Raw genomic sequence first — 17487 nt, 5'->3', positions numbered from 1 at the left:
GGTCGCTGTGGAGAACCTGATTGCGCTGCTGATCGCGGCGCCCCTGCTCGGAGCGGTGGTGCTGCTCTGCGGCGGCCGGCGCCTCGACAAGACCGGCCACTGGCTCGGCACCCTGCTCGCGGCCGTCTCCTTCGGGATCGGTGTCGTCCTCTTCGCCGACATGCTGGGGCGCAGCGCCGACGACCGGACGCTGACCCAGAACCTGTACACCTGGATCCCCGTCGAGGGCTTCCAGGCGGACATGGCCTTCCAGCTGGACCAGCTGTCGATGACCTTCGTCCTGCTGATCTCGGGCGTCGGCACGCTCATCCACGTGTACTCGATCGGGTACATGGAGCACGACGAGCGCCGCCGCCGCTTCTTCGGCTACCTCAACCTGTTCGTCGCGGCCATGCTGCTGCTGGTCCTCGCCGACAACTACCTGCTGCTGTACTTCGGCTGGGAGGGCGTGGGCCTCGCCTCGTACCTGCTGATCGGCTTCTGGCAGCACAAGCCCAGCGCGGCCACGGCCGCGAAGAAGGCCTTCCTGGTCAACCGCGTCGGCGACATCGGCCTGTCGATCGCGATCATGCTGATGTTCACCACCTTCGGAACCTTCGCCTTCACCCCCCTGTTCGGCGCGGTGGGCGAGACGTCCGAGGGCACGCTGACGGCGATCGGCCTGATGCTGCTGCTGGCCGCCTGCGGCAAGTCGGCGCAGGTCCCGCTGCAGTCCTGGCTCGGGGACGCGATGGAGGGCCCGACCCCGGTCTCGGCCCTGATCCACGCGGCCACCATGGTGACCGCCGGCGTCTACCTGATCGTCCGCTCGGCCGCGATCTTCAACGCGGCGCCGGACGCCCAGCTGGTCGTCACCGTCGTGGGCGCGGTCACGCTGCTCTTCGGTGCGATCGTCGGTTGCGCGAAGGACGACATCAAGAAGGCCCTGGCGGGTTCGACGATGTCGCAGATCGGCTACATGATCCTCGCCGCGGGCCTCGGCCCCATCGGCTACGTCTTCGCGATCATGCACCTGGTCACGCACGGCTTCTTCAAGGCGGGCCTCTTCCTCGGCGCCGGTTCCGTGATGCACGGGATGAACGACGAGGTCGACATGCGCAAGTACGGGGGCCTGCGGAAGTACATGCCGGTCACCTTCGTCACCTTCGGCCTCGGCTACCTGGCGATCATCGGCTTCCCGGGCCTGTCCGGCTTCTTCTCCAAGGACATGATCATCGAGGCGGCCTTCGCGAAGGGCGGCACCGAGGGCTGGATCCTCGGCGGGGTCACCCTGCTGGGCGCCGGCATCACCGCCTTCTACATGACCCGCGTCATGCTCCTCACCTTCTTCGGCGAGAAGCGCTGGCAGCCGGACGCGGACGGCCACGAGCCGCACCCGCACGAGTCCCCGAAGTCCATGACCATCCCCATGGTCATCCTCGCCTTCGGCTCGGTCTTCGCCGGCGCCTTCTTCGAGATCGGCGAGCGCTTCCTGAAGTGGCTGGAGCCCGTCACCGGCTACTCGCACGGCAACCCGCCGGTCAGCGCCATGACGGTCACCGCGGCCACCATGGTGATGCTGCTCGTCGGAGTCGGCATCGCCTGGGCGATGTACGGCAAGCGGCCCGTCCCGGTCGTCGCCCCGCGCGGCTCCTTCCTCACCCGGGCCGCCCGCCGCGACCTGTACCAGGACGACTTCAACCACGTCGTGCTGGTGCGCGGCGGGGAGCACCTGACCCGCTCCCTCGTGTACGTCGACCACAGCCTGGTCGACGGGGTGGTCAACGGGACGGCCGCCTCGGTCGGCGGTCTGTCGGGCCGCCTGCGCAAGCTGCAGAACGGCTACGCCCGCAGCTACGCGGTCTCGATGTTCGGGGGCACGGCGATCCTCGTCGCCGCGACCCTGCTGATGAGGGCGGTGTGACATGGACTTCCCGCTTCTGACGGTCACGGCCGCGGTGCCCGCGGTCGGCGCGATCCTCACGGCGGCCGTCCCGGCCGCCCGCCGGACCGCCGCCAAGTGGCTCGCGCTGTTCTTCTCCCTGGCGACGCTGGCCCTGGCCGTGCTGATCGCCGTCCGTTTCGAACCCGGTGGCGACCGCTACCAGCTCACCGAATCCCGCGCCTGGATCGCCGACTTCGGCGTCCGCTACGAACTGGGCGTGGACGGGATCGGCGTCGTCCTCATCGGACTCACCGCGCTCCTGATCCCCTTCGTGATCGCGGCCGGCTGGCACGACGCCGACCCGCTGGAGACCACCTCGAAGCGCTGGCGCCCGACCCAGGGCTTCTTCGCCCTGATCCTCATGGTCGAGGCGATGGTGATCATCTCCTTCGAGGCCACCGACGTCTTCCTCTTCTACATCTTCTTCGAAGCCATGCTCATCCCGATGTACTTCCTCATCGGCGGCTTCGGGGACCGGGCCCACTCGGGCAGCGACGAGAACGCGGCCGCGCAGCGCAGCTACGCAGCGGTCAAGTTCCTCCTCTACAACCTGGTCGGCGGCCTGATCATGCTCGCCGCCGTCATCGGCCTGTACGTGGTCGCCGGGAACTTCTCGCTCCAGGAGATCACCGCCGCCCGCGCCGCGGGCACGCTCGACATGGCGACCAACACCGAGCGGCTGCTGTTCCTCGGCTTCTTCTTCGCCTTCGCGGTGAAGGCCCCGCTGTGGCCGCTGCACACCTGGCTGCCGAACGCGATGGGCGAGTCCACCGCCCCGGTCGCCGTCCTGATCACCGCGGTCGTCGACAAGGTCGGCACCTTCGCGATGCTCCGCTTCTGCCTCGGGCTCTTCCCCGACGCCAGCAAGTGGGCCACGCCGGTCATCCTCGTCCTGGCCCTGATCAGCATCGTCTACGGCGCGCTGGTGGCCGTCGGCCAGCGGGACATCAAGCGGCTGGTGGCCTACGCCTCCATCTCGCACTTCGGCTTCATCATCCTGGGCATCTTCGCGATGACCTCCCAGGGCCAGTCCGGCGCCACCCTCTACATGGTCAACCACGGCCTGTCGACGGCGGCGCTGATGCTGGTGGCCGGCTTCCTCATCTCGCGGCGCGGCTCGCGGCTCATCGCCGACTACGGCGGCGTGCAGAAGGTGGCCCCGGTCCTCGCCGGGACCTTCCTGATCGGCGGCCTCGCCACCCTCTCGCTGCCGGGCCTCGCGCCCTTCGTCAGTGAGTTCCTGGTGCTGGTCGGCACGTTCGCCCGCTACCCGGTCGTCGGGATCATCGCCACCGTCGGCATCGTGCTGGCCGCGCTCTACACACTCGTGCTCTACCAGCGCACGATGACCGGCCCCGTGAAGGAGGAGGTCCGCACCATGCCGGACCTGCGCGTGCGGGAGGTGCTGGTGGTCGCCCCGCTGATCGCGCTGCTGATCGGGCTGGGCGTCTACCCGAAGGTCCTCACCGACATCGTCAACCCGGCGGTGGAGCACACCATGTCGGACGTGAAGCAGACCGACCCGAAGCCCGAGGTCGTGGTCGACGCCAAGAACGGAGAGGCGGCGAAGTGAGCGCTCTGAACTCCGCCCACAGCCTGTGGACACTGGCGGCCGACACGCCCGCCGACCGGATCCCGGCGCCGGTCATCGAATACGCGCAGCTCGCTCCCACCCTGATCGTGGTGGGCGCGGCCATCGTCGGGATCCTCGTGGAGGCCTTCGTGCCCCGCAGGTCCCGCTACTACGTCCAGGTCTTCCTCACCTTCGCGGCGCTGGCCTCGGCCTTCGCCGCCGTGGTCGGCCTCGCGGCCGGCGGGTACGGCTCGACGAAGGCGCACATCGCCGCGATGGGCGCCATCGCCGTGGACGGCCCCGCGCTCTTCCTGCAGGGCACCATCCTGCTGGCCTCGGTCGTCGCCGTCTTCACCTTCGCCGAGCGGCGCCTGGACCCGGCCGCGCACGGCAACCGGGTGGACTCCTTCGCCGCCCAGGCGGCGTCGGTACCGGGCAGCGACAGCGAGAAGGCCGCGGTCAAGGCGGGCTTCACCACCACCGAGGTCTTCCCGCTGGCCCTGTTCGCGATCGCCGGCATGCTGATCTTCCCGGCGGCCAACGACCTGCTGACGCTGTTCGTCGCCCTGGAGGTCTTCTCCCTCCCGCTGTACCTGCTCTGCGCCGTCGCCCGCCGCCAGCGGCTGATGTCGCAGGAGGCCGCGGTGAAGTACTTCCTGCTGGGCGCCTTCTCCTCCGCCTTCCTCCTCTTCGGCATCGCGCTGCTCTACGGGTACGCGGGCTCCATGTCGTACGCGGTGATCGCCGACGTGGTCGACGGCACCATCACGAAGATCGACCCGGCGCTGGCCACCACCATGGGCAACGACGTACTGCTGCTCATGGGCGGTGCGCTGATCCTGACGGGGCTGCTCTTCAAGGTCGGTGCCGTCCCCTTCCACATGTGGACCCCGGACGTCTACCAGGGCGCCCCGACCCCGGTCACCGGCTTCATGGCGGCGGCGACGAAGGTGGCCGCGTTCGGCGCCCTGCTGCGGCTGCTGTACGTGGTCCTGCCGGGGCTGCGCTGGGACTGGCGCCCGGTGATGTGGGCGGTGGCCATCGTCACGATGCTGGCGGGCGCGGTGATCGCCGTGACCCAGACGGACGTCAAGCGGCTCCTGGCGTACTCCTCCGTCGCGCACGCCGGCTTCATCCTGGCCGGTGTGATCGCGACGTCGGAGGCGGGCATCCGGTCCGTCCTCTTCTACCTGGTCGCCTACTCCTTCGTGACGATCGGCGCCTTCGCGGTGGTCACGCTGGTGCGCGACGCGGGCGGCGAGGCGACGCACCTGTCCAAGTGGGCCGGTCTGGGCCGGCGTTCGCCACTGACCGCGGCCGTCTTCGCGGTGTTCCTGCTCGCCTTCGCCGGCATCCCGCTGACGTCGGGCTTCACCGGCAAGTTCGCCGTGTTCAGCGCGGCGGCGGAGGGCGGTGCCGGGGCGCTGGTCGTGATCGGTGTCCTGTCGTCCGCGATCGCCGCGTTCTTCTACATCCGGGTGATCGTCCTGATGTTCTTCAGCGAGCCGAAGGCCGACGGCCCGACGGTGGCCGTCCCCTCGCCGCTGACGATGACGACCATCGCGGTGGGCGTCGCGGTCACCCTGGTCCTGGGCCTGGCGCCGCAGTACTTCCTGGAACTGGCGGGCCAGGCGAGCACCTTCGTCCGCTGACCGGTCCGCCGCACCGCACAGGGCCCGGCCCCCCTCGGGGGAGCCGGGCCCTCGGCTTTGCGCGGGGCTACTCCGGTAGCCCCTTCGGCTTGATGGTGGTGAGGTCCAGGTCGATGGGGAAGGGGACCGAGACCTTCAGCCGGTCGTGGAAGATGCCCGTGGCCACATAGGCGCGCGTAGCCGGTTCAAGTTCGAACACGTAGACGACCGCCCGGTCGTTCTTGTTTTCGACCCGCCAGTAGTGAGGGATTCCCGCCCGCGCGTATTTGACCGGCTTGGTCTCGCGGTCCCGGCCGATCGAATCGGGAGAGACGACCTCGATGGCCAGCCGGACGGACGCGACGGGAATCCGCGTCTGCTGCTCGGGGCCCCGGGCCAGTTCCTCGTCGACGACGAGGACGTCCGGCTCGGGCCGGTTCAGTCGGTCGATGTCGATGGTGAACTCTCTCATCACTTCGAGTCCGTCCGGAACCAGTGATTCGAGTTGCCATTCGAAGAATCGCAGCGCTCGCATATGGAAACGGGTTTGCGGACTCACGAAGATCAGGCTCCCGTCGATCAGCTCCGTGTGCGGAGGCAGGTTGGGAAGCCGGTCAAGGTCGTCGGCCGTCCACCCGCCCGCAGGCGGGACGGGCCAGCGCGGGGCGGGCTCCTGCTCAGGGGTCTCGGGATCGACGCTCATCGGTAGTGCTCCCATGCCACGGAGTCTCGCGAGTCCGATCAGCGTATCGCCCGGGATTCCCGGAGAAGCCGTCCTTACGAGTGAGTCATATGCCTACGGCACTTGACGGCGACGGGACCGGACTAGTGGCCGTGCGCGTGGGCGGCCGCCGGCTTGCCCGGGGTGGGGGCCTTCTTCGGGCAGGTCAGTGCCGGGTTCCAGTTGTGGAAGCGGCCGGCCGGGTTCTTCTTGTACGCCCACATGTGCAGGTCGTAGTGCTTGGGCATGCCCGCCCAGTGGCCCGGCATCGGCCCGTCGAAGGGCAGCCCGAACATGCTCGGCCGGTCGTCGGAGGTCTTGAGGTCCTGGTCCCGGTCGGTGGACATCCACTCCACCGTCTCCAGCCGGCGACGGCCGTTCTTGTCCTTCTCCCGGCTGTAGAGGAGCGCGGTCGGCCTCGCGGGGTCCTTCGAACCCCAGTTGGCCTGCTTGACGTAGTGGTAGTTCATGGCGCCCACCCCGAACGGGTTCGTCATGCACTCCTCGCCCTTGGGGACGTACCCGTCCTTGATGGCCTGCCGCTCGTCCGCGTACTTGGCGGTCGCCGCCATCGCCGTCGCCATGTCCCGCATGGCCTTCGCGTTGTGCGGGTCGGGGGCGGGCCCCTCGACCCCGTGGGCCGGCGCCACGGCGGTCAGGCCGAGCGTCACGGCGGCCGCGCAGGTGACGAGGGTCCTCAGGCTGCGTACGGTCATGGCGGCGGCTCCTCGCGGTGGGGGTACCGGGTACGGGTTCCCGCCTCCGGTCGTCCGTCCACCATCCCGGCCCCCCGGGCGTGCCGCACGCGGCGCGCCTCCGAACGGGGGTCGTCCCGTCCGGAGGCGCGAGGTGGGCCGAGAGGGACTACTGCGCGGCGCCCGTGATGCGGCCGGTGACCTCGCCGAGGCCGACGCGCGTGCCGTCCGGGCCGGGGGCCCAGGCGGTGAGGGTGACGGTGTCCCCGTCCTCCAGGAAGGTGCGCTTGCCGTCGGCGAGCTCGATCGCGTCGCGGCCGTTCCAGGTGAGCTCCAGCAGCGACCCGCGCTGGCCGACCTCGGGGCCGCTGACGGTGCCCGAGCCGAAGACGTCGCCGGTGCGCAGGGAGGCGCCGTTGACGGTCATGTGCGCGAGCTGCTGGGCGGCCGTCCAGTACATCGTCGCGAACGGCGGCTGCGCCACCTCCTGGCCGTTGATGGAGACGGTGATGTGCAGGTCGAAGCCGCCGGGGCGGTCGACGGCGGCGTCGTCCAGGTAGGGCAGCAGCGGGAAGTCCCGGGCGGGCGGGGTGACGCGGGCGGCGTCCAGCGCCTCCAGCGGGGTGACCCAGGCGGAGACGGAGGTGGCGAAGGACTTGCCGAGGAAGGGGCCCAGCGGCACGTACTCCCAGGCCTGGATGTCGCGCGCCGACCAGTCGTTGAGCAGGAACAGTCCGAAGACGTGGTCCTCGAACGCGCCCAGCGGCACCGGGCGGCCCAGCTCGGACGGGGCACCGACGACGAAGCCGACCTCGGCCTCGATGTCGAGCTTGACGGACGGGCCGAAGACGGGCGCCGGGTCGGTGGGCGCCTTGCGCTGTCCGGAGGGCCGGACGACGTCGGTCCCGGAGACCACGATCGTGCCGGAGCGGCCGTGGTAACCGATCGGCAGGTGCTTCCAGTTGGGCGTCAGCGCGTCGCCGTCCGGGCGGAACATCCGGCCGACGTTGGTGGCGTGGTGCTCGCTCGCGTAGAAGTCGACGTAGTCGGCGACCTCGTACGGCAGGTGCAGCGTGACCTGTTCCAGCGGCAGCAGGTGCGGCTCGACGGTGGGGCGGTGGCCGGGGTCGGTGACCCAGGCGGTCAGCGCGCGCCGCACGTCGCGCCAGGCGGTGCGCCCGGCGGCCAGCAGCGGGTTGAGGGAGGACCGGCCGAGCAGGTCGGCGTACGGGGAGCCGAGCGCGACCGCGGCCGCCCCCGCGTCCAGCACGTGCCCGCCGATGCGGACACCGATCCGGCGGCGTTCCTCACCGGCGGTCGAGAAGACGCCGTAGGGGAGGTTGTGCGGCCCGAACGGGTCGCCCTCGGGGACATCGAGGGGGCTCTGCTGGGGCATGGGGTACTGCCTCGCTTTCGACGCGGTCCGGGGGTGTCCCGGGGGCTGGTTGACACGTTACGTGGACAGGGGGGCGCGTGGGAGGCCGGATTCGCGCTCTATTTGTAGGACTTGTCCAAAGGGGTCCGTATCCTTGACGGCGTGACTTTCGCGCCACTTCCGGCCCTCCCCTTTGCCTTGATCGCCACTGACCTGGACGGGACTCTGCTGCGTGCCGGGGACGCCGTTTCAGCCCGTTCTTCCGGGGCTCTCGCGGCCGCGCGCGCGGCCGGCGCCCGGCACATCATCGTCACCGGCCGCCCCGTCCCCCAGGTCCGACACGTCCTCGACGGACTGGGGTACACGGGGCTCGCGGTGTGCGCGCAGGGCGCGCAGGTGTACGACGCGGCGCGCGGCCGGCTCCTGCACTCCGTCTCCATGGACCGGGAGCTGGCGGAGGTGGCCCTCGGCAAGATCGAGGCGGAGATCGGCGAGGTCTACGCGGCGGTCAACCAGGAGGGCCTGGACGCGGAGATGCTGATGGGGCCGGGCTACCGGATGTGGCACCCGCACCTGCCGACGGTGCGGGTGGCCCGGCGCTGCGACCTGTGGGCGGCCCCGATCAACAAGGTGCTGCTCCAGCACCCGGAACTGGACGACGACGAGCTGACCCGGGTGGCCCGGTCGGTGGTCGGGGACCTGGTGAACGTCACGATGGCGGGCGAGCACACGGTGGAGCTCCAGCCGCCGGGCATCGACAAGGCCCACGGCCTGGTCCGGGCGGCCGACGTCCTCGGCGTCTGCGCCACCCGCACGATCGCCTTCGGGGACATGCCCAACGACATCCCGATGTTCGCGTGGGCGGCGTGGGGGGTGGCCATGGCCAACTCCCACCCCGAGCTGGTCGCGGTGGCCGACGAGCTGACGCTGTCCAACGAGGCCGACGGCATCGCGGTGGTCCTGGAGCGCCTGTTCGCCTGACCGCCGCCCCCGGGCGCCGGCCCCTACCCGTGGCGCGGCCGCCGAGGGGCCCCGTCAGCCCGCCGCGCGCGGGAGGCGGCGTTCCCACGTGCGGTGGAAGACCACCTCGTCGCCCTCCCGGCACACGACCTCGTTCGACGTGACGAAGCCGCCCTCGTCGCAGCGGATCTCCGAGCTGGTCTCCACCCGCGCGTCCCAGCCCAGCTCCGGCCGGTGGAGCCGGATCCGCCACTGCGAGCGGGTCCGGGCCGACAGCGGGTCGCCGTCCTGGATCTCGTAGACCTCGGTGGCGTCCTCGCCGTACTCCAGGCCGTCGGGGTAGATCCGGGTGCCCCCGTACCGGGGGTCCACCTCCAGCCGCCAGGTCCCGCGCGCGACGTCCCGTACGACCAGCCGCTCCGGGCGCGGCTCGTCCAGGGTGGCCGGGAAGGAGACGCCGAGCGGCTCCGCCTGCTCCGGGGGCTCGAAGACGATCCCGTCGTCCCCGTCCGGGGAGGCCGCCCGGACCGGCAGGGTCACCGAGCTGCCCGCCGGGTCCAGCGTCCAGCCGGCCTCGGACCCGGCCCGCGGCCAGATCCACGGCCAGTACGCGGAGGACACCGCGAGGCGGATCCGGTGCCCCGGCGGGAAGGCGTGGCCGATGCCGTTCAGCTCGAAGGTGACGTCCTCGTAGGAGCCCACCGGCCACGGGACGGCCCGGTCCCGCCCCTGGCGGGCGGACAGGTTCAGCGCGCCCCGCGTGACCAGCGTCGAGGAGCCGTCCGGGGCGACGTCGCACAGCCGGGCCACGACCTGCCCGTACGGCACGTCGAGCCGCAGCCGCAGGGTCACCGACGGCCGGCCCAGGATCTCCACCGGCTCCCCGGCGGCCACCGGGAACTCGAAGCAGGCCGACTTCGCGTCCTCCTCCCGCTGGTCCGGCGGCAGATCGGCGTCGTTGCCGAAGGGGAAGAAGCGGCCCGCGTCCAGCCCGGTGTGCTGCGGGGAGGCGACGGCCACGGGCTCGCCCCGGAACACGTACGGGACGGGGATCACCCGGGCCGAGGGCCAGGCCTTCTCACCGACCCAGCGCCCCGGGAGCTCCTCGTACACGGTCGCCGGCGGGTGCGCGTCGCTGATCCAGGCCCGCAGCAGCGGCTCGTCCATCACCCCGTTGTCGGCGCCCTTGAGCCAGTGGTCCCACCAGCGCAGGGTCTCCTGGAGGAAGCCGATCGAGGGACCGGGCGGCAGCCCGCGGTCCGGGTACTGGTGCGACCAGGGGCCGATCAGGCCCCGTACGCGCGCCGACGGCAGGTGCCGGACCAGCCGCAGGACGGTGTCCCGGTAGGGGTCGTGCCAGCCGCCGACCGCCAGCACGGCCGCGCCGATCGCCCCGTAGTCCTCGCAGACGCTGCCGTGGCGCCAGTAGGCGTCGCGGGTCTGGTGCGAGAGCCAGGTGTGGACCAGCGGTTCCACCGCCTCCAGCCGGTCCAGCCACTGCGCGCGCCAGCCGTCGCCGGCGTAGTGCGGGTCCGGCGGCCGGGAGGCGAAGGCGAGCATGGTCGCCGCCCACGCGTGCATGTCCACGGCGAGCACCGAGCCGCCCATGTAGTGCACGTCGTTGTCGTAGCGGTCGTCCGTCGAGCAGACGGTGACGACCGCCTTCAGCGGCTCGGGGGCCAGGGCGGCGATCTGGAGGGAGTTGAAGCCGCCCCAGGAGATCCCGAACATCCCCACCGAGCCCGTGCACCACTCCTGCGCCGCCAGCCACTCCACCACCGCGACCCCGTCGGCGAGCTCGCGGGCGTCGTACTCGTCGCCGGGCAGGCCGCCGCTGCACCCGTGGCCGCGCACGTCCACGCGTACGGAGGCGTAGCCGTGCCCCGCGTACCAGGGATGGCGCTGCCGGTCGCGCGGCGCGGTCCAGTCGGTGAGCCGGTACGGGAGGTACTCCAGCAGGGCAGGGACGGGTTCGTCGGTCACGGGGCGCCAGATCCGCGCGTACAGCTCCACTCCGTCGGGGAGCGGGATCCGGACATCCTCGTGGGTGGTCGCGTACGGGAACTCGGTGCGGATGATCATCGGTTGTGCCACCAATCGCCTCGGCCGCAGCCTCAGTGGACGGGGTGCATCGTGCGCCGCAGCCACGGCGCCAGTGCGATCACGATCAGGCCGGCCGCCACGGCGACGGCGCCGTTGACGCCGAAGTACACGGGGTCGGAGACGTGGCCGTAGACCTTCACGACCTGGGCCTGGATGCCGTTGGCCAGGGCGAGGGAGAGGAACCAGAGCGCCATGGTCTGGCTGCGGTAGGCCTTCGGGGCCAGTTTGGAGGTGGCCGACATGCCCGAGGTCTCCAGGAGGACGTCGCCGAGGCCGAGGAGCAGGTAGGAGCCGACGATCCACCAGGCGGCGATCGTGTACGCGTTCCCCTCGTGGCCCGACGTCGGGATCACCATCAGCAGGAAGGACAGGCCGCCCAGGACCACCCCGATGGCGATCTTGTTGGAGGCGTGCGGCTGGCGGTGGCCCATCCTGGCCCAGAGCGCAGCGACGACCGGGGCCAGCGCGACCTCGAAGGCGCCGAGTGCCGAGGCGTACCAGCTCGCCGGGAAGTCGAAGCCCAGGATCGTGGTCTCGGCGTTGGTGGAGGCCAGCAGCATCATCGTCGAGTAGGCCTGGAAGAGGATGAAGTTGAAGGCGACCGAGGCCAGGAAGAGGACCACGTACGGGCGCAGCCGTCCGCGTTCCCCGCGGGTCACCCGGGGGCTGCGGAACATCACCGCGAAGTAGACGGCCGGGGCGATGACCGAGACGAGGGTGAGCAGGTCGACGAAACGGTCCATCGTCAACCAGCCGATGACAGCCAGAAGGGTGGCGAGTGCGGCGGCCGCGAGGAGGCCGCCGGTGATCCGCCACACGGCGCGGCGCATCGCGTCGGGTGCGAGGGCGTACTCGGCGCGGTGCCCCCGCCCGGCCAGGTGCCGGCGGCCCAGGACGTACTGGACCAGGCCCGCGGTCATGCCGATCGCGGCGGCGGAGAAGCCCCAGTGCCAGCCCTCGTGCTCGCCGAGCCAGCCGGTGACCAGCGGTCCGGCGAAGGCGCCGATGTTGATGGCCATGTAGTAGAGCGCGAAGCCGGCGTCGCGCCGGTCGTCGTCCGTGCGGTACAGCTTGCCCACCATGGTGGCCACGTTGGGCTTGAGCAGACCGGTGCCCGCGCTGATCAGGCCGAGCCCGGTCCAGGTCATTGCGGTGGCGGGCACGGCCATGGCGTAGTGGCCGCAGGCGATGAGGATGCCGCCCCACAGGACGGCCCGGTAGGAGCCGAGGATCCGGTCGGCGAGCCATCCGCCGGCGACGGAGACGAGGTAGACCATGGTCCCGTAGGCCGCGGCGACGGAGGCGGCGGTGCCGGGGGCCATGCCCAGGCCGCCGTCCGCCACGGCGTCGGCGAAGTAGAGGACGAGGATGGCCTGCATGCCGAGGAAGGAGAACCGCTCCCAGACCTCCAGCCCGGAGAGGGTCGCCAGGCCCCGCGGGTGGCCGAGGAAGGCGTGGTCGTCCTGGGGTGGCGGCCGGTCGGCCGCCGGGTCCCCTGGTTCGTCCATCTCGGTCGCGGTTCTGGGCAAAACGTACTCTCCGGTTGTTTTGACTCCTCCCGAACATACCGGTGCTCATCGGGCAGTGTGGGGAGGGTGGCCGGGAAGGCCCTCTCGGTGATCGAAAACAGACCCGATACGCTGGCTTGAGTGATGGCAGCGACACATCGACAATCCATGTGATCGTCAGCGTGATCGTCAGCAGACAGGAGTACCCCTCGTGACCGTCGTCGGGCCGTTCGGACTGAGCGTGCGGGACCAGGCTCTTGAGACCGATGTCCAGGCCGGACTGGCCGCCGTCGAGGCGGGTCTGCTGGAAGCCACCAAGAGCGAAGTCCCCTTCATCACCGAGGCCGCACAGCACCTGGTCCGGGCCGGAGGCAAGCGGTTCCGGCCGCTGCTCGTCATGCTCGCGTCCCGTTTCGGCGACCCCTACGCGCCCGGGATCGTCCCGTCCGCCGTGGTGGTCGAGCTCACCCACCTGGCGACGCTCTACCACGACGACGTCATGGACGAGGCGGACGTGCGCCGCGGCGTGGAGAGCGCCAACGCCCGCTGGGGCAACTCGGTGGCCGTCCTCACGGGTGACTTCCTCTTCGCCCGCGCCTCGCACATCCTGGCCGACCTCGGGCCGGAGGCCGTACGCATCCAGGCGGAGGCCTTCGAGCGGCTCGTGACGGGCCAGATCCTGGAGACGGCCGGTCCGCGCGACGGCCGCGACCCCGTCGCCCACTACCTCGACGTCATCGCCGGCAAGACCGGCTCGCTGATCGCGGTCTCCGGCCGCTTCGGCGCGCTGATGTCCGGCGCCGACGAGTCGGTCGTCGACATCCTCACGCAGTACGGGGAGCGGCTCGGCACCGCCTTCCAGCTCGCCGACGACGTCCTCGACATCGCCTCCGACGCGCACGAGTCCGGCAAGACCCCGGGCACCGACCTGCGCGAGGGCATCCCGACGCTGCCCGTGCTGCGGCTGCGCGAGATGGCCGCGCGGGACGGCCGCCCGGAGGACCTGGAGCTCGTCGAGCTGCTGGACGGCGACCTGACGGACGACGCCCGCCACGCCGAGGTGCTCACCCGGCTGCGGGCGCACCCCGCCCTGGAGCAGGCCCGCCGCGACACCGTCCGGTACGCGGAGGACGCGCGGGCCACGCTCGCGCCGCTGCCCGAATGCTTCGCGAAGGCGGCCCTGGAGGAGCTGTGCGACGCGGTGGTGCACCGCGCCGGCTGACGCCTCACGGCGGGCGCCCGCGCCCGAGGACACCCGGACGGGCCCTCCGCCCGCCGACCCCTACGGGTCGGGGGAGGAGGGCCCGTTCCGTGTCATCCCACGGTCGTACGTCCAGTTGCTTCCGGGGACTGACGCCCCGACGCCGCCGATTTGGTCAGATGGAGTCATCAAACCCCACCAGATCGGGTGAGCGCGGCGACATGCGGATCGCCGCCGTCGACACAGAGGGCAGGGCACTGACATGGCAGCGAACACGAAGACTTCTCGCAAGGTCGCCCGGTACGCCGTACCGGTTGCGGTGGCGGGTGTCGCCGCGGCGACCGTGGCGATGGTCCCGGCCTTCGCCAACGCCGGGGGGCCCGACCTGCCCAAGGTGACCGCGCAGCAGCTGATCGAGAAGATCGCCGCCTCGGACGTGGAGCAGCTGTCGGGCACGGCGAAGATCAGCACCGACCTGGGCCTGCCGAAGCTCGCGTCCGGCCTGCTCGGCGGCGGCGGTGTCACGGGCGGCTCGGCGAACCCGGAGGACAAGGTCGCGCAGCTGGCGAACGGCACGCACACCCTGCGCGTCGCGGCCGACGGCGAGGACCGCCAGAAGCTCACCTTCCTGGACGGCAAGGACGAGTACAGCCTCATCCACAACGGCGACGACGTGTGGGGCTACGACTCCAAGTCGAACGAGGTCTTCCACGAGAAGGCGACCCCGTCGGAGAAGGCCGCCGGCAAGGGCGTGGGCAAGGAGCACAAGACCGGCGACCGGATGAACGCCTCCCCCCAGAAGCTCGCCGAGGAGATCCTCGCGGCCGCCGGCCCCACCACGGACGTCAGCGTCGGCGAGACCGCGCAGGTGGCCGGGCGCGACGCCTACCAGCTGGTGCTCAAGCCCAAGCAGGCCGGCTCGACGGTCGGATCGGTGCAGATCGCGGTGGACGCCAAGAACGGCGTGCCGCTGCGCGTGCAGCTGCTCTCGGCCCAGGGCGGCAAGCCGATCGTGGACGCCGGCTTCACCAAGGTGGACTTCGCCAAGCCGTCCGCCGACACCTTCACCTTCACCCCGCCCAAGGGCGCCAAGGTGACCGAGGGCGCGGACGGCCACGGCAAGGGCGACAAGGACGGCGCGTTCAAGGCGCTGGAGTCCTTCCCGGGCCTGGACGGGCTGGCCGGCGGTCCGGGCGGCAAGGGCGACGTGAAGGTGCTCGGCGAGGGCTGGGCGACCATCGCGCGGATCGACTCCGGCGCGGGCAAGAGCCTCAAGGACCTGGAGAACGACAAGAACGCCCCGAAGGAGGCCAAGCAGTTCCTCGACTCCCTGGGGGACAAGGTGGGCGGCAGCTTCGGTGAGGGCCGGGTCATGTCGACCCGCCTGTTCAACGTCCTGGTCACCGACGACGGCAAGGTCTACGCCGGCGCGGTCACCAAGGACGCGCTGGTGAAGGCCGCCGAGGCCAACAAGTAGCAGCCGCGGCAACGCACGGCCCAGGGTGGGCGGGGACTGTGTCCCTGCCCACCCTTGCCGCGTTACTGCTGCCCGTACAGCGCGGCCGCTGTACGGTGTTGGGCATGTCGAGACACGTCACCATCCGCCTGGACGAAGAGTTCCACGAGCGCCTCAAGGCGCGCGCGGCGGCCCTGGGGACGACGGTCACCGCGCTGATCACCGAGGTGACCGAACGCGAACTCGACGAGGACCGGAAGAACTTCCTCTCCGGCATAGAGGAGTTCGCCGATCACTGGGGCTACTTCCAGGAGCGGTTCGGCAATTGAAGATCACCATGGAGTGGGCCTGGACCGCTCTGGCCCACCATCTCCCGTCAGATCCCGCGGTGTGGGATCCCTCCGGGGTGGCCGCCGCGGTCGCCCGGCACCAGAACGACCTGGTCCTGGTGCCAGAACAGCCCGCCCCGGACACCGCGTGGCGGGCCGCCGCGTTTCTGCACACCCTCGCGGTCTGCCCGGCGCTGGAATCACCGATGAACGAGTTCTACGCGGCCGCCGCGACCCGCTCGTACCTGCGGGTGGCCGGAGCCGCGAAGCTGCCCTCGCCGGAGGAGCTGGGCGATCTGGTCGAGGCGGCGAAGCTGGGCCGCGCGGACGTGGCGGCCGTGGCCGAGGAGCTGCGGGCCCGGATGAGGGAGCCGCTGGAGGCCTCCTCCCGGGCCGCCGGCGCCGAGGACGGCTGAGCTCCGGCACGATCCGGGCGGACCGTGCCGGAGCCCTGGGAGGAACGGGAGCGCCGGGCGGGGGGAACGGGAGCCCCGGGGAGAGCCGGGGCGCCGGTCTCCGGTCGGCTAGAAGGTGATCTTCCAGCTGTTGATGTAGCCGACGTCCTGGGCGGCCGCGTCCTTGACCCGCAGGTTCCAGGTCCCGTTCGCGACCTCGCTGGAGGCGTTGACGGTGTATGACCCCACGATGTTGTCGGCGCTGCCGCCGGTGCGGTTGTGCAGGTTGTAGACCGTGCCGTCCGGGGCGACCAGGTCGACCACCAGGTCACCGCGGTAGGTGTGGACGATGTTCACGTCCACCTTGGTGGTGGCCGGGGCGTTGCCCGCGACACCCGTGACCGAGATCGGCGAGTTGACCGCGGCGGCGGGGGAGTCCGGGATGTTCACGTCCGCCGTGTTCTCGAAGGACGGGCCGGGCGGGACCGGGGTGGAGGCGCCCAGGTTCCAGATCGCGTAGGCGATGGCGTCCGCGTTGCGGTCCAGCGCGGTGTCGTTGATGTTCGCGGTGTTGTCGCAGGAGGAGTGGTAGCAGCGGTCGAAGGACTGGCCGGCGGTGCCGCCCCACTTCTGCGCCTGCGCGGAGGACTTGGTGTTGCTGGCCCCGGTGAACAGGCCGCCGACGGGTATGCCCACGTTCTTGAAGGAGGCGTGGTCGGAGCGGCCGTCGCCCTCGGTCTCGATCTCGGTCGGGACGCCGATGCCCGCGTAGTAGTTCTTGAAGGTCTGCTCGATCGTCGGGTCGTCGTCGTAGACGAAGTAGCCCGGGTTCGGCGAGCCGATCATGTCGAAGTTCAGGTACCCGGCGAACTTGGCCCGCTCGGCCGCCGGCAGGTTGTTGACGTAGTACTTCGACCCGACCAGGCCCAGCTCCTCCGCGCCCCACCAGCCGAAGCGCAGGTGCTTGGTGGGCTGCAGACCGGCCCGCGAGACGGCGAGGGCCGTCTCCAGGACGGCCGCGCTGCCGGAGCCGTTGTCGTTGATGCCCGCGCCCGAGGTGACGGAGTCGAGGTGCGCGCCGGCCATCAGGACCGAGTTGGGGTCGCCGCCCGGCCAGTCGGCGATCAGGTTGTAGCCGGTGGCGCCGCTGGAGGTGAAGGTCTGCAGCGTCGTGGTGAAGCCCGCGGCGTCGAGCTTGGCCTTCACGTAGTCGATCGAGGCCTTGTAGCCGGCCCGGCCGTGCGCGCGGTTGCCGCCGTTGTTGGCGGCGATCGTCGAGAGCTGCGACAGGTGGGCCTTGACGTTGGCCAGCGGGATGTCGGGTGGGGTCGGCGCCGCGGCGACCGCCGTGGGGGCGGCGAGTGCGGCGGGGACGGCGGAGGCGAACAGGCCGGCGACCGCGAACGCGGTCACGGCAGCGAGGCGCCGGGAGACGGACAGGCTCATGTGGGGGCTCCGGGATTCCGCTGGGGATATGACGGAACGAGCGAGATAGAGCATGTGAGCGTTAGTGCGTCAGTGCGAGCCTGATGGTCAGCGAGAGTATGACTGTCCGTCAAGACCTCAATCCGGTCATGGCAGTTCGGAAAACGGACGATCCCCGGTGCGGAGGGTCC

14 protein-coding genes are annotated in these 17487 nt (G+C 71.0%); 8 read left to right on the top strand and 6 right to left on the bottom strand.

Annotation, left to right across the window (positions count from 1 at the left end):
- Positions 1–7: 7 nt before the first annotated feature.
- Genes nuoL through nuoN form a run of 3 tightly spaced genes read left to right on the top strand, consistent with a single transcriptional unit; the run spans position 8 to position 5149 of the window.
- Positions 8–1903 (top strand): NADH-quinone oxidoreductase subunit L, encoded by a 1896-nt coding sequence (gene nuoL, locus AB0O53_RS16715; protein WP_365196228.1) that lies wholly within the window; start codon positions 8–10, stop codon positions 1901–1903.
- A gap of 1 nt (position 1904) precedes the next feature.
- The gene (locus AB0O53_RS16710) at positions 1905–3497 is read left to right on the top strand and encodes an NADH-quinone oxidoreductase subunit M (protein ID WP_350992941.1); all 1593 of its coding nucleotides are present in this window, start codon (positions 1905–1907) and stop codon (positions 3495–3497) included.
- A 5-nt stretch (positions 3498–3502) separates the two neighbouring features.
- Positions 3503–5149 carry an NADH-quinone oxidoreductase subunit NuoN gene (gene nuoN, locus AB0O53_RS16705; protein ID WP_434094393.1) on the top strand — a complete coding sequence of 549 codons (1647 nt, stop codon included), beginning with the start codon at positions 3503–3505 and terminating at the stop codon, positions 5147–5149.
- 67 nt (positions 5150–5216) lie between these two features.
- Here the strand turns inward: nuoN and AB0O53_RS16700 are convergent, their stop codons facing one another.
- From AB0O53_RS16700 to fahA, 3 genes are all read right to left on the bottom strand, one after another.
- Complete coding sequence (locus AB0O53_RS16700) at positions 5217–5831, bottom strand: Uma2 family endonuclease (RefSeq protein WP_053631102.1); 615 nt, start codon at positions 5829–5831, stop codon at positions 5217–5219.
- A 122-nt stretch (positions 5832–5953) separates the two neighbouring features.
- Positions 5954–6565 carry a hypothetical protein gene (locus AB0O53_RS16695; protein ID WP_350992937.1) on the bottom strand — a complete coding sequence of 204 codons (612 nt, stop codon included), beginning with the start codon at positions 6563–6565 and terminating at the stop codon, positions 5954–5956.
- 148 nt (positions 6566–6713) lie between these two features.
- The gene (gene fahA, locus AB0O53_RS16690; protein ID WP_350992935.1) at positions 6714–7940 is read right to left on the bottom strand and encodes a fumarylacetoacetase; all 1227 of its coding nucleotides are present in this window, start codon (positions 7938–7940) and stop codon (positions 6714–6716) included.
- Between the two features lie 141 nt (positions 7941–8081).
- Between fahA and AB0O53_RS16685 the strand changes: the two genes are divergently transcribed.
- Positions 8082–8900 carry an HAD family hydrolase gene (locus AB0O53_RS16685; RefSeq protein ID WP_350992933.1) on the top strand — a complete coding sequence of 273 codons (819 nt, stop codon included), beginning with the start codon at positions 8082–8084 and terminating at the stop codon, positions 8898–8900.
- Between the two features lie 54 nt (positions 8901–8954).
- Here the strand turns inward: AB0O53_RS16685 and AB0O53_RS16680 are convergent, their stop codons facing one another.
- Both AB0O53_RS16680 and AB0O53_RS16675 read right to left on the bottom strand, forming a co-directional pair.
- Positions 8955–10961 carry a CocE/NonD family hydrolase gene (locus tag AB0O53_RS16680; protein WP_365196222.1) on the bottom strand — a complete coding sequence of 669 codons (2007 nt, stop codon included), beginning with the start codon at positions 10959–10961 and terminating at the stop codon, positions 8955–8957.
- A 32-nt stretch (positions 10962–10993) separates the two neighbouring features.
- On the bottom strand, positions 10994–12490 hold the full coding sequence (locus AB0O53_RS16675; protein ID WP_365196219.1) for a peptide MFS transporter: 1497 nt from the start codon (positions 12488–12490) through the stop codon (positions 10994–10996).
- 211 nt (positions 12491–12701) lie between these two features.
- On the opposite strand from AB0O53_RS16675, the gene AB0O53_RS16670 reads away from it, so the two are divergent.
- The 4 genes from AB0O53_RS16670 (at position 12702) to AB0O53_RS16655 (ending at position 15892) form a co-directional block, all read left to right on the top strand.
- Positions 12702–13712, top strand: a complete 1011-nt coding sequence (locus AB0O53_RS16670; protein WP_136229635.1) for a polyprenyl synthetase family protein — start codon at positions 12702–12704, stop codon at positions 13710–13712.
- Positions 13713–13953: 241 nt separating this feature from the next.
- Positions 13954–15168 (top strand): LolA family protein, encoded by a 1215-nt coding sequence (locus AB0O53_RS16665; RefSeq protein WP_365196215.1) that lies wholly within the window; start codon positions 13954–13956, stop codon positions 15166–15168.
- A gap of 104 nt (positions 15169–15272) precedes the next feature.
- Positions 15273–15476, top strand: coding sequence for a ribbon-helix-helix domain-containing protein (locus AB0O53_RS16660; protein WP_225884906.1), 204 nt, complete (start codon positions 15273–15275; stop codon positions 15474–15476).
- Positions 15473–15892 carry a hypothetical protein gene (locus tag AB0O53_RS16655; RefSeq protein ID WP_350992925.1) on the top strand — a complete coding sequence of 140 codons (420 nt, stop codon included), beginning with the start codon at positions 15473–15475 and terminating at the stop codon, positions 15890–15892. The genes AB0O53_RS16660 and AB0O53_RS16655 overlap by 4 nt, the downstream gene beginning before the upstream one ends.
- 108 nt (positions 15893–16000) lie before the next feature.
- On the opposite strand, the gene AB0O53_RS16650 is transcribed toward AB0O53_RS16655, so the two are convergent.
- Positions 16001–17317: a M28 family metallopeptidase gene (locus AB0O53_RS16650; protein WP_365196212.1), complete on the bottom strand. Its 1317-nt coding sequence runs from the start codon at positions 17315–17317 to the stop codon at positions 16001–16003.
- Between the last annotated feature and the right edge of the window lie 170 nt (positions 17318–17487).

Origin of the sequence: Streptomyces erythrochromogenes, from assembly GCF_040684695.1 — a bacterium.
Taxonomy (GTDB): domain Bacteria; phylum Actinomycetota; class Actinomycetes; order Streptomycetales; family Streptomycetaceae; genus Streptomyces; species Streptomyces erythrochromogenes_C.
Note: the sequence above shows the minus strand (reverse complement) of the source record. Positions and strands in the feature narration are given on the sequence as shown.

Excerpts from the sequence above, each read along its gene's own strand:
- AB0O53_RS16710 (WP_350992941.1), top strand. The coding sequence starts at position 1,905 with ATGGACTTCCCGCTTCTGACGGTCACGGCCGCGGTGCCCGCGGTCGGC.
- AB0O53_RS16700 (WP_053631102.1), bottom strand. The coding sequence starts at position 5,831 with ATGAGCGTCGATCCCGAGACCCCTGAGCAGGAGCCCGCCCCGCGCTGG.
- AB0O53_RS16695 (WP_350992937.1), bottom strand. The coding sequence starts at position 6,565 with ATGACCGTACGCAGCCTGAGGACCCTCGTCACCTGCGCGGCCGCCGTG.
- fahA (WP_350992935.1), bottom strand. The coding sequence starts at position 7,940 with ATGCCCCAGCAGAGCCCCCTCGATGTCCCCGAGGGCGACCCGTTCGGG.
- AB0O53_RS16680 (WP_365196222.1), bottom strand. The coding sequence starts at position 10,961 with ATGATCATCCGCACCGAGTTCCCGTACGCGACCACCCACGAGGATGTC.
- AB0O53_RS16675 (WP_365196219.1), bottom strand. The coding sequence starts at position 12,490 with ATGGACGAACCAGGGGACCCGGCGGCCGACCGGCCGCCACCCCAGGAC.
- AB0O53_RS16665 (WP_365196215.1), top strand. The coding sequence starts at position 13,954 with ATGGCAGCGAACACGAAGACTTCTCGCAAGGTCGCCCGGTACGCCGTA.
- AB0O53_RS16660 (WP_225884906.1), top strand. The coding sequence starts at position 15,273 with ATGTCGAGACACGTCACCATCCGCCTGGACGAAGAGTTCCACGAGCGC.
- AB0O53_RS16650 (WP_365196212.1), bottom strand. The coding sequence starts at position 17,317 with ATGAGCCTGTCCGTCTCCCGGCGCCTCGCTGCCGTGACCGCGTTCGCG.